The 11,257-nt window shown below is 63.7% G+C and carries 8 protein-coding genes and 3 pseudogenes; all 11 read right to left on the bottom strand.

Translation table 11 applies throughout. From position 1 onward, the window contains the following. Positions 1-193: 193 nt before the first annotated feature. Positions 194-616 carry a hypothetical protein gene (locus G205_RS07825; protein WP_035752401.1) on the bottom strand — a complete coding sequence of 141 codons (423 nt, stop codon included), beginning with the start codon at positions 614-616 and terminating at the stop codon, positions 194-196. A 192-nt stretch (positions 617-808) separates the two neighbouring features. Continuing rightward, a complete protein-coding gene (locus tag G205_RS07820; RefSeq protein ID WP_009357503.1) occupies positions 809-1,915 on the bottom strand; it encodes an ATP-binding protein in 1,107 nt (368 codons plus the stop codon). Positions 1,916-2,350: 435 nt separating this feature from the next. Next, positions 2,351-3,133, bottom strand: a complete 783-nt coding sequence (locus G205_RS07815) for a 2-keto-4-pentenoate hydratase (protein ID WP_009357502.1) — start codon at positions 3,131-3,133, stop codon at positions 2,351-2,353. Positions 3,134-3,222: 89 nt separating this feature from the next. Next, positions 3,223-3,961: pseudogene (locus tag G205_RS22065) on the bottom strand (aldehyde dehydrogenase family protein); the annotation flags it as partial. A gap of 32 nt (positions 3,962-3,993) precedes the next feature. Further along, positions 3,994-4,746: pseudogene (locus G205_RS21000) on the bottom strand (aldose 1-epimerase family protein); the annotation flags it as partial. Continuing rightward, on the bottom strand, positions 4,631-5,911 hold the full coding sequence (locus tag G205_RS23745; RefSeq protein WP_235046821.1) for a beta-galactosidase small subunit-related protein: 1,281 nt from the start codon (positions 5,909-5,911) through the stop codon (positions 4,631-4,633). The gene G205_RS23745 and the pseudogene G205_RS21000, both read right to left, overlap by 116 nt. After that, entirely contained in the window at positions 5,908-6,747 is an 840-nt protein-coding gene (locus G205_RS23740; RefSeq protein WP_338058404.1) for a glycoside hydrolase family 2 TIM barrel-domain containing protein, read from the bottom strand. Before G205_RS23740 ends, G205_RS23745 begins: the two co-directional genes overlap by 4 nt. Before the next feature lie 7 nt (positions 6,748-6,754). After that, the gene (locus tag G205_RS23735) at positions 6,755-8,020 is read right to left on the bottom strand and encodes a sugar-binding domain-containing protein (protein WP_338058403.1); all 1,266 of its coding nucleotides are present in this window, start codon (positions 8,018-8,020) and stop codon (positions 6,755-6,757) included. Continuing rightward, the gene (locus tag G205_RS07800; RefSeq protein ID WP_009357500.1) at positions 7,989-8,897 is read right to left on the bottom strand and encodes a carbohydrate ABC transporter permease; all 909 of its coding nucleotides are present in this window, start codon (positions 8,895-8,897) and stop codon (positions 7,989-7,991) included. The genes G205_RS23735 and G205_RS07800 overlap by 32 nt, the downstream gene beginning before the upstream one ends. Next, positions 8,894-9,847, bottom strand: coding sequence for a carbohydrate ABC transporter permease (locus tag G205_RS07795; protein ID WP_009357499.1), 954 nt, complete (start codon positions 9,845-9,847; stop codon positions 8,894-8,896). Before G205_RS07795 ends, G205_RS07800 begins: the two co-directional genes overlap by 4 nt. After that, positions 9,844-11,183 (bottom strand): annotated as a pseudogene (locus G205_RS07790) (ABC transporter substrate-binding protein). The gene G205_RS07795 and the pseudogene G205_RS07790 overlap by 4 nt, the downstream one beginning before the upstream one ends. Positions 11,184-11,257: the final 74 nt, after the last annotated feature.

Here is an 11,257-nt window from a genome sequence, read left to right as displayed (position 1 = left end):
AGGCGGTATTAGCTTGTAGCCGGACCGCGCGGGCGCGAACATAAGCTAACTCTTCCCAGGGCAGCGCGTGCGCGGGAAACTGGGCGGTGGTGGTACAAGTAGACGCGCTGCGGAGGCTGCTGACTTGTCATTTTCTGGTCGTTCTCGCTTGTGCTCTGAACTCAGGGAAACCGACGCCGGCAGGGACCAACTTTCATAGTCCGCTGTAGCTGGCGTCTCTGTGGTCCCGGGAAGGTTTGGACGCCAGGGTATGCAGCCATCTGACCGGCATGGTGACCGTTTGAACGGCCGGCATCGAGACAACAGCCTCGTCGTCAAGCGGCCGCACGTGCCCGGCAATTTCGTAAGACCCCGCTGGCAAACCCAGTTCGGCGACCTGCGCGCTGTTGAGTGGAAGGACCACGTCGGTGCGTCGCAGCAACCGAATCCCGTGGACGGTCGCCGGTGCCCGTGTTGCCTCGATGTCGAGGACCGTGAGCTCAAACCAACATCCCTGAAGCAGCATCAAAGCCGGCCAGTCAACTGCGGCCCAGAGCGGAACCGACAGCTCCGGCGGCAGGCGTTGCGGGACTTCAACCCGATACGTCTCGCCCACGTGGACATCTTTGCTGCGCACAACGCCAGACTGCGCCCGTTGCCGCCGTCCTGTCCAGAGTCGCCGCTCAACTCAGATGGGCAAATTCGAGTGCTTTGGCAGGCGAAACTAGCCCTTCTCCGACGCCCCCACTCCGCCAATTTCAAGCCTCGATAATGGAGACTCGATAAGGCTGGTTGGTGGGCGAGATGAAGCTGTGCCCGATGAAGGGAGCTACTTGTCTCGACTTTTGCGGAGGTATTCGCGGAGGCCTGGGATGGCGAAATCGACCTTGCCGTACGCGGGGGCCTCGATAAGTCCCGCGGCGATGAGCCGGGCCCGGTAGTTGGCGACGACGTTGCTTTTCGCGTTGAGTCGCTTGCCGATGTTCCCGGCGGCAACAACACCATCGTCTTCGGCCATGGCACGGAGGAAATCCATGTCTTTCTCCGAGGCGGTGGAGAGAGCTGCCTCTATAACCGTCATCTCATGGCGGCGACTGGCTGCTGCGATGGCTTGGGTGACGTTATCCGCTTCCAAGGTGAAATTGTTGATCTCGGCTTGACGCCACAGCTGGTAGCCGATGAGCTGGATCAGAAAGGGGTAGCCCCCGGTCGCCTCAGCCGCCCGCCGGACCTGGTCCTCGTCGATCTTGATTCCGGCCTGCCGGAACGTGTCCTCGTAGGAACGTTCAACTTCATTGATGGCCGCGGCGTGCAGGTCGATCCGTTCCGCCCGGCGCAAGAACGTGGCGACGCCTTCGTTAAGCAGGTCCGAAACCGCAGCCGGAAGCCCGGCGAAAAGCAGGCCTATCGGCAGCCCGTCGCGGATAAAGTGCTGGACGTCCGCGGCGAGCTGGGACAGTTCCGTCCGGTCAGCTGAGTGGATCTCGTCAACGGTGAAAAGCAGCCCGGTCTTCTTTTCCGCGAGTTCATTCAGGAGTTGCTCGCCCAGCCGGCGCCAATCTACCTGCCGCTCGGGCGGCAGTTGAGTCGTTACCGTAAATCCGGCTACGCCAAGGGCGGTGATTCGGCGGCCGGCAGGGCCGGGGCCGAGTTCTTCCAGGTGAAGCCGCATGGTCTCGCCGATCCGGCCGAGGAAGCCGGGCGTGGCGGTTTCGGAGACGACGATCCAGCCTTGCTCCCGCGCTTTGTCTTGGGCCTCGCTGAGCAGCGCCGTCTTGCCGATGCCGCGGGCGCCGGTAATGATGGTCAGCAATCCTGGGGCGCCCGAACCGAGCCTAAGACCGTACTCGAACTCGTCAAGCACTCCCTGGCGCCCGATGAGTTCCGGGGGAGTAGCCCCCGCGGTGGGGCGGAAAGGGTTCGGCAGCGAGGGCATCTGTGAGTCCTTGTGAGTCTTGTGAGTCCCTGTGAGTTTACTCCCTCGGTGCTGTGGTCCTAAGAACCTTCGGCTAATTGGGCGCAACGAATGCAGCTGCTGCGTCAGGATAAGACGAAGTCCCGTTTTTGCTGACAGCGGTTCCTGACCTTCTCAGACTCCACCCTGACAGATGCCGGGCAAGGGAAAAGCGTGGTGAAGCTCGGGACTGATCGAAATAGTTCGCCGATTCTGGAGTTAATGAGTCCGCTAAGGTCCTTCGGAGCATCTGTCAACAGTTGCAACCGGGGCGGGCACCGGAGAACGAATGGGAGCTCCGTCCGCTGTTCAAGTCCGCCCACGTCAGGGGGTTAGACGTCAGGTTCGGGTGTAGTGCAATGTGACCTAGTGCCGGCTGGCCCACTTCTGCACTCCACATTGGACTAATACCTTCGACTAGACGACGTCGAATTCAATGGTGCCCCAGCCTTCGAAGGTCCCTGACCAGCGGCCGGCTTCCTTCATCGGAACGGCTTGCAGGCAGCTGCCGGGGAGGATGACTTGGCCGGCTTCGAACTTCACGTCGTAGTCGGCCATGCGGTTCACGAGCCAGGCGACGGCGGCGAGGGGGTTGCCGAGGATGTTGCCGGTGGTTCCGGAGATGACTTCCCGGTTGTTGAAGGTTAGGACGCCGCGGGTGTCGCGAAGGTTCAGGTCGGTGAGGCGCCGGGGTGTTCCGCCGAGAAGGATCGCGCCGGTGGAGCCGTTGTCGGCGAGGGTGTCTGCCAGGCCGATGGCCCAGTTCTTCACCCGGGAGTCGATGATTTCGATGGCCGGCACTGCGTATTCGACGGCGTTGATGACGTCGGCGACCGTGGTGTTCTTGCCGCCGAGGTTCTTGCCCAGGATGAAGGCCGGCTCCAGCTCAACGAACGGCTCAATGAAGGAGTCCCGATTGAGGGCTGTGCCTTCGTAGGCGAAGCTGCTGGCCAGGAGGTGGCCGTAGTCGGGCTGGTCCAGGCCGAAGGCGTCCTGCATGACTTTGGCGATGTTGCCGAGCTTGTAGCCGACCAGCCGATCGCCGTTGGCTACGGCGTGGCTGACGTTGAGCTTCTGCACTTCGAAGGCGGCTTCCGGGTCAAGGGCCGGCCAAGTTTCCGTCGGTGCAGCGATTGGTTCGCCGCTCAGGCGGGCGGTGCGGAGCGTTCCCGCGATATCTTCCAGCGCAATGGCGGACATTAATGCTCAATTCTGTGTGCGGTTGGGGCTCCGGCCCCAGGGCGACTCGTTGCGGGAGGCACGCCCCGGGGCCGGAAGGCGGGAGGTTCCTAGCGGGACTGTTCAGGCTTGCCGTCGATGAGCCGGTTGACTTTCCATGGGTTGGCGTCCTGCAGTGCCGCGGGGCGGAGCTGGTCGGGGAAGTTTTGGTAGGCCACCGGGCGCAGGAAGCGGTCGATAGCGAGCGATCCCACGGAGGTGGACTTCGAATCGGACGTGGCCGGGAAGGGGCCGCCGTGGACCACTGCGTGGCCTACCTCGACGCCGGTGGGCCAGCCGTTGACGATGATGCGGCCGACCTTTGCGCTCCAGAGTGGGGATGAGCCGTGCGGCAGCGGTGTAGTCGTCCTCGGTGATGTGCAGGGACGCGGTGAGCTGTCCTTCCAGCTTGCTGGTTGCCTCGATCAGGTCCTCGATGCTCTTGTAGCGGACCACGAGGGATGCCGCGCCGAAAATTTCCTCGTGCAGGACGGGGTTGTTGATGAATACATCCAGCTCGGCGGAGAACACGGCCGGTGCCGGTGCGTTTTCTCCCGGTCCCTTCTGGCCGCGGCCGAGAACCTCCACATCGGCTGCTGCTTCGAGGGCATCATGGCCGTGCTGCCAGGCCGAGGCGATGCCTCCGCTAAGCATGGTCTGGCCGGACAGTTCGCTGATGGCGCCGGTGACTGCTGCGGCGAAGCGCTCACCACCTTCGCCGGCGGGGACGAAGACCAGGCCGGGGGAGGTGCAGAGCTGTCCCGAGCTGCCGGTGACGGAAGCGACGTACTGCTTGGCCAGCGTCTCCACGGGAGGAGGACTATGAGGTCTGTCCTGGTGTTGAAGGCATTAGGCGGACAGGTCATTGGTTCTACCGCCAGGCCGGCTCTGCTGGATTCCACATCCGGAAGGTCGGCTGTGTGTATCTGAACCCAGGGACAGTCCCGGCCCCATGTCATCGAAGTTCCCGACCCGTCCCATGTCGTCAGGCGTGCAGTTGAGTAGCCCTCATCGTCACGTACAAGGTCGGTAAAGGCATGGTCTAGTGTTGTGGAACCGATAGGTCGGGGGGACACAAAGTCGTAGCGTCGATCATCGGAAACGTCACTTACTCCCGTTGGTACCAGAAGGTCTGCCGTGACTTGCTGCACTTTCCTTGCGGGCAGCTCGAGAATCCAGTCGTCGACCCGGCCCTCGCCGGCGATCAGGTATGGGTGTCCGGCCGCCCCGTAAGGTGCAGAGCCAGGGCCGGTGTTGGTGGCTGTAACCGTGGTGTGCAGCCCGGAAAGATCCAGCTGGTAGGACACCTGTACGTCCAAACGGAAGGGGTAACCGCTCCGCGCTTGAATGACGGTGGACAGAATTGCCGAGGACTCGTCGGATTCCACGGGGCACCAGTCTTGCCAGGCCAGTAACCCATGGAGCGCATGGCCCCGGCTCGGTTCGTTGATACCGAGCTGATATTCCACGCCTTCGAATTCATATCGACCTGCGATCACCCTGTTGGGCCAGGGGGCCAAGACTGCACCTCGGTAGGCGGGGCGGACCTGATGTTCCGAAAAGGGGAGAATCAGGTCTCTGCCGTTGTGGCGCAAGGAGCGCAACGTTGCACCTACGCTGGCTATTTCGGCGGTGTAGGGGCCGTAGCGCAGCGTGGTCTGTCGACCCGAGATCGGGACGGTTTCGGTGCTCGTACTGGGCATTACGAGGCTGGTCATTTGGGGGCCCCAGGCGGAAGGTCAGCGTTCGTGCCTCCGGCGCCAACGCTGACTCGGGCCAAACATCGGGGCCACACGAGCGGGTGCCGAGCCCGTGCTGAGCCGCGTCGAGATATAGCCATGAGCGCGTGGCAAGAGGCAGCTCGTGCGGGTGTCCAGCTGCGGCCAGCTCCTGGGCCGTGTAGCGGCTCAAGGTGAAGCCCGGCAGGCGGCCCCGTGCATCCGGGAACGCGTCGAACCGTATCCACGGTTCTGAGCCCCGGAGCAGGCTGAGCGAACGAAGACCCCCGCGGTGACCGCTCTCCTGCGGCCGCGCGTATGGCACGGCGAGCTGATCGATCCCGGCGGCGTACCGTCCTACATGCGCAGCTTCGAGGCTGTCCGGGTAGGACTCGTGTGGGCCCAGCCCGAACCATGACGCTGCGTCCACGTGGGTGGGTAGCCCGAACCGGACCCCGACGCGGGGCCAAACGCCGTCCCAATCGGAGGACGGAAGAATGTCCACCCGCAGCCACAGACCTTCGGAATCGAGGATCCATTGCTCCTCGACGGTGACGGTGCGGACCTGGTCCGCCGCGGCGTACCGGGTGCGGACACGGAGGGCCCGTTCATCGAGCACTTCGACTGCCTCAACGCGCCCGTGCAGCCGGTCCAGTCCGGCTTTGTACCAGCGTGCTGCCGACGAAGGCCCGGGAGTTCCTACGCCGGGGATTCCGTCTGCGTCTGGTGCCCAGGGGTCGGTGTCGATGTATCCGCCCCGGGATTCGCCGCGGTCATTGTCCGTGGGAGCCCGGAACAGTTCAAGGCGGGGCCCATCGACAGGGAGGCCCGCGAGTGTAACGAGTCGCCCTTGATCGAAGACTGCCGGTCCGAGCTCCAGGAGCCCAGCGCTTTCCCCTTGCCGCCAAGCTCGGCCCGGGAGCCCGGCAGCGAACGGCAGCGGGCGCGTCGCGGGTAACGCGAGGCGGCCTTGCGCCGAGGCGACTTCGTGCCCGGAAGGCGCCCACCCGGCATCCTGCGCGAGGACGGCCTCGACGGTCACCCATACCTCTCCCGTGCATCCTTCCGCGGACACTGGGAGGGGCACTGAGCTGAAGCGCCAGGGGCGAGAGGACCGCCGTCGAGCCCATCGACGGTGAGCTCACCGGAGGCGACTGGTTCGCCGTTATCTTCAAGGCGCCAGCGGAAGATCAGGTCTCCCAGATCAGCGCTGTGTCGCAGGTTTGCCACCCGGACCAGGGGCTTGCCGCCCGGCTCGAGCCCTTCAAAGGTAAGTCCCACTGGCGCCACGACGGCCTTGAATTCATACAGTCCCGGAGAGGGGGTCGAGTCGGAGAGGACGAGGCCGTCGAGGACGAAGTTGCCGTCATGGATTTCCTCGCCGAAGTCGCCGCCGTAGGCGAAGTAATCGGTGCCGTCCGCGGTACGGGCGGCGATACCGTGGTCGCGCCACTCCCACACGAACCCGCCGTGCAGCCGCGGGTATTTCGTGACCAGGTCCTCATACAGCGATATGTTCCCGGGGCCATTGCCCATCGCGTGGACGTACTCGCACAGAACAAACGGCTTGCTCCGCTGCCGTGCCCCCTCGGCAGGGGAACAGCCCAGCAGCGGCGTGGTGTCGCCGTCGCGCCCAATCGTCTCCACCTCGGGCAGGGTCGCGTACATGCGGGAGTACACGTCGGTGTACGCGCCGGCGTAGTCATTTTCGTAGTGGACAGGTCGGCCTGCATCACGTGCGTGCACCCATGCGGACATGGCGGCGAGATTCTGCCCTGTGCCGGACTCATTGCCGAGGGACCACATGACGATCGAGGGGCGGTTCTTGTCCCTCTCCACAGTCCGTTCGATCCTGTCAAGGAACGCCTCGCGCCACATCTTCTCGTCACTCGGGTTCCGGGCCAGTCGTGCCGCTCGAACCCGTGAGTCTCGAGGTCGCACTCGAGGATGACCCAGAAGCCATCTCGTCTGCGAGTTCGAGCAGCCTTGGGTGGGGTGGGTAGTGGCTGGTACGGATTGCATTGACGTTGGAGCGCTTCATGAGCGCGAGGTCATCGCGGGCGAAGTCTTCATCGAAGACGCGGCCGAGCGTGGGGTGGGTCTCGTGGCGATTGACACCGTGGAACACGACCTTGCGTCCGTTGACCAGGAACTGGTCTCCAACGATTTCAACGGTGCGGAAGCCGATCCGCAGTGACACAGTTTCGGTCTTGCTCGCCACCGTCGTGTCGTAGAGCCTTGGGGTTTCGGCGGTCCAGGGTTCGACGGCAGAAACCGCCACGGGTGCAACATCGGCGGGGTTAGCCCACTCGACGTCGATGCCGAGCTCGGGTACGCGGAGGCGAACAGGGTATGAGGACGGCGTCGCCTTAACTTCCGGTTCTATAATCCCGGCCCCGTCGTTGTAGCCGGTCCTGAGCCAGATGTCCTCGATGCCGCCGGCCGGGCGGGACAGGAGGGTCACTGACCGGAAAATTCCAGGGAGCCACCACTGGTCTTGGTCTTCGAGGTAGCTGGAAGCGGACCATTGATGGACGCGGACTGCGATCGTATTGGTGCCAACGCTGACGGCGTCGGTGACGTCGAACTCCTGGGCGAGGCGACTGCCGGCGCCCCACCCGATTTCTGTGCCGTTGACCCATACCTTGTACCGGGATTCGACGCCGTCGAAGCGCAGGACGATGCGGCCGTCGCCGGCTGAGTCGTTGGTCTTCCAGTCGGCGGGCAGTTCGAACGTGCGGCGGTAGTCTCCGGTGGGGTTCTCGTCGGGGACGAACGGCGGGTCGATGGGGAAGGGGAACTGCACGTTGGTGTAGATCGGGCGGCCGTACGATCCGTCGCCCTGAAGCACCCAGTGGGAGGGCACGGTGAGCGACTCCCACGTAGTGTCGTCGTACTCCGCGGCGGCCATCGCGTCTGCGGCTTCCCCCCGGGGCAAGACCCCCCGGCCGCCGGGCGTTCCGGGGACTCCGTTGAGGAGCCGGAATCGCCATTGCCCGTCGAGGGACAGGGACGGGGCGTCGGTGTGAAGCAGGAACGGGCAGGTACCCGCCGTCCTTCTCCCGGGCCCGGGTCGGTGACGTAAGCGGTGGAGGCTGTTGCCTCCGCTGGGTTCGGGATCATTTGACGGCTCCTTCTGTGAGGCCTCCACGCCAGAAACGCTGAAGGACGATCATGGCGATGGCCAGCGGGATGACAGACAGCAGTACGCCGCCGGTGGTCAGCTGGTAGAACTCGGGCAGTCGGTCGGCCTGGCTAAGCCAGTTGTTCAGACCGACCGTGATGGGGAACAGTTTCGAGTCGGAGAGCATCACGAGCGGCAGGAAGTAGTTATTCCAGATGCCCACAAGCTGGAACAAGAACACCGTCACGAGGGCGGGAGTGAGAACGCGCAGTCCCACGGAATGGAAGATACGCAACTCGCCCGCACCATCGATGCGGGCAGCCTCCAACAATGCCGGATCCACGGTTGCCTGCGCGTAGACCCGGCACAGAAACAGGCCGAACGGCGAAACGAGGGAGGGTAGCAGGACGCTCCAGTACGTGTTGGCGATACCGAGCTGGCTGAAGAACAGAAACAGGGGCAGGGCCGTGGCGGTGCCGGGGACGAGAACGCCGCCGAGGATGAGCCCGAAGATGAAACTGTTGCCCCGGAAGTTGTATTTGGCCAGGGCGTAACCGCCTGCGGCGGCGAAGTACGTCGCGGCGACTGCGCCCACTCCTGCATACAGAATTGAGTTGAGGAACCAGCGCACGAAGATGCCGTCCCCGTAGGCGAGGACGTTCGCCAGGTTGTCCCACAAGACAAAGTGCGGGGCGAACAGGAACCCGTTGGTGGCGAAGAGGTCACCGCTGGTCTTTGTCGCGGCGACCACCACCCAGTAGACCGGGACCAGGAAATAGAGCGCTGCGACGACAAGCAGCCCGGTGACGAGAATGGTTGTGGAGTCGGGGCGCCGACGACGGGTCACAGGCGGCTTCTCGGCGATGTTCTGCGGCTGGCTAAGGGTGGGGGTGGCAGCAGTCATGAGGACTTCCTGTTCGTGAACCGGAGGAAGGTGAAGGAGAGGATGAAAGCCGCGAGGGCGATGAGCACGGCCTGGGCGGCGGCGACGTTGTAGTCGTTGTACGCAAAGGCAGTAGTGTAGGCGGACAGGTTCGGGGTGTACTGGCTATTGACGGCCGGCGCAACAGTCTGGAGGACTTGGGCCTCGGCGAACAGTTGAAGCGTGCCGATGATGGAAAACACCGTGGTGAGCACGAGGGCGGGCCGGATGAGCGGCAGCTGGATTGTCCACGCGACCCGGAAAGGTCCGGCACCGTCCACGCGCGCAGCTTCATAAACCTCACTGGGAATTGCCTTGAGCTGGGCTATGACGATCAGCATGTTGTAGCCCGTGTAGCTCCACGTAACGATGTTGGCGATGGACCACAGCACGGTATCCGGGCCAAGGAAGTTCACGGTGAGGCCCACAGACCCGGCCGCGTCCACCAGCGGGCTCAGGCCCGGGACGTAAAGAAACGACCAGAGGATGGTCGCGATGACACCCGGCACGCCGTAAGGCATGAAATACGCGGCGCGGAAGAAACCGGGCCACTTAGCCGAGGCTGACTCCAGTAGGAGCGCAAGAACCGTACAAAGGGCGATCATGACAGGGACCTGGACCATGCCGAAGAGCAGCACCCGGCCGATCGAGGCGACAAAGCTTCCGTCTCCGAGTGCGCGGGCATAGTTTTCGAAACCCGCAAACCCGGAGTGGACGCCCGTTTCGCCGAAGAGGCCACTGCGGGTCACTTTTGTGAAGCTTGAACCGACCGCAGCGATGATCGGGAAGATGAACGTGAGGGCGAAGAGTGCCAGGAAGGGTGCGAGCAGGATCCAGGGTGCGCTGGTGACGGCACGACGCTGTTGCCTTGCCCGGTCACGGCCCTCCCGCCTGGGTACTGCCGGATGTGCTGTTTCTGCGGCGGTGCTCATGCCTGCTCCTTCCTAATCGTCAGGCCCTTGTTCCTGAAGGCGGTCATGATCTGTTGCTCGGCAGCCACTACGGTGTCGACGAAGCTCGTGCCCGATGCCTTACGACGAAACCCGTCGCTCAAAATGTTGAAGGACTGCGTGGTGACGGGCCACCAAGACCAGTCCATGTTCTGCGACTTACTCGCTGGCACGATGACGTTCTGGTTGTAGTTTTGCCCCCCGAAAAGTCGGATGGCTTCTCACGCGCGGCACCGATCATGCCCGGCACGGGCGACCATCCGATGCCACTGTTGGCGATCTCGGCGTCGATGCCGGCCTGAGTGGACGTCATCCAGACAGCGAACTCAAGGGCCTCGCGGGGGTGTTTGCTGTTAGCCAGGACAGCCGCGGTAGACCCGCCAAGGTAACTCGACCCATATCCCGTTGAGTCCCAGATGGGCATGGGCGCCACACGCCACTTTCCAGCTCCGCCGCTGACGCTCTGTACGAGCGCATCGGCCCAGCTGCCGCTCGTTAGCGAGGCGAACTCCCCGCTCGAGGCCGCCGCGTACCAGCCGGGAGTAAAGGGGCCGTAAGCGGTAGTAACGATGCCGTCATCGATGGCCCGGTCAAAGAACCGCGCGACCTTCAGCGTTGAATCGTCAGTCATGTTGATGACCCATCCATCCTCGGCTGGACGCAGCCAGCGGGCACCAGCCTGCGCGGCAAAAGACACGAAGTAGGAGGTGTCCGCGAGGGAGAAACAGTCGATATAAGCGTCGACACTGCGCAGCTCCTGCCCGACGGCTGCCCACTCCTCCCACGTCGCTGGGGCAGAGGCGCCTACTTTAGCCAAGACGTCCGGGCGGTAGAACGTGGCCATTGGCCCCGAATCCTGGGGGATGCCGTAGACACCCCCGGAGAAACTCACCTGGCTCCACAGTGCGGGGTCGTAACGGTTCGCATAGTCACGGGCACCGTAGCGCGAGAGATCCACGAGCCCGTTGACGAGCATGAACTCGGGGACCGTGCGCATTTCAACCTGCGCTAGGTCAGGGCCGCCGCCGGCCGCTAGCGCGGCGTAAAGCTTGGAGTACCCGCCGCGGTTGCCGCTGGGGATCCATACCGTCTCGACCTGGACGTTCGGGTGGCTGGCGTTCCAGATGTCAGCAACCTTCTGGACGTTCTTGAGCCAGGACCAGTACGTGAGGGTCACTTTCTCACCGGCACTGGCGGCAGGAATTGCAGGTGCGGTATTGACGGAAACAGTTCCCGGAGTGGCGCATCCGGTGAGAAGGGCGAGGGCGGAGGCGCCGAGCCCACCGCAAAGGAGTTGTCGTCGTGTCAAAGATGGCATGAGTCCCACTTCGTTATGGTCAGCGCCGCGGACGCGGCACCGGAGCCGGATGGCCCGACGTGACAAGGCTAACA

It is taken from the genome of Arthrobacter nitrophenolicus (genome assembly GCF_000332815.1).
Classification (GTDB): Bacteria; Actinomycetota; Actinomycetes; order Actinomycetales; family Micrococcaceae; genus Arthrobacter; species Arthrobacter nitrophenolicus.
Note: the sequence above shows the minus strand (reverse complement) of the source record. Positions and strands in the feature narration are given on the sequence as shown.

Excerpts from the sequence above, each read along its gene's own strand:
- G205_RS07815 (WP_009357502.1), bottom strand. The coding sequence starts at position 3,133 with ATGTCCGCCATTGCGCTGGAAGATATCGCGGGAACGCTCCGCACCGCC.
- G205_RS07800 (WP_009357500.1), bottom strand. The coding sequence starts at position 8,897 with ATGACTGCTGCCACCCCCACCCTTAGCCAGCCGCAGAACATCGCCGAG.
- G205_RS07820 (WP_009357503.1), bottom strand. The coding sequence starts at position 1,915 with ATGCCCTCGCTGCCGAACCCTTTCCGCCCCACCGCGGGGGCTACTCCC.
- G205_RS23740 (WP_338058404.1), bottom strand. The coding sequence starts at position 6,747 with ATGTGGCGCGAGGCGTTCCTTGACAGGATCGAACGGACTGTGGAGAGG.
- G205_RS07795 (WP_009357499.1), bottom strand. The coding sequence starts at position 9,847 with ATGAGCACCGCCGCAGAAACAGCACATCCGGCAGTACCCAGGCGGGAG.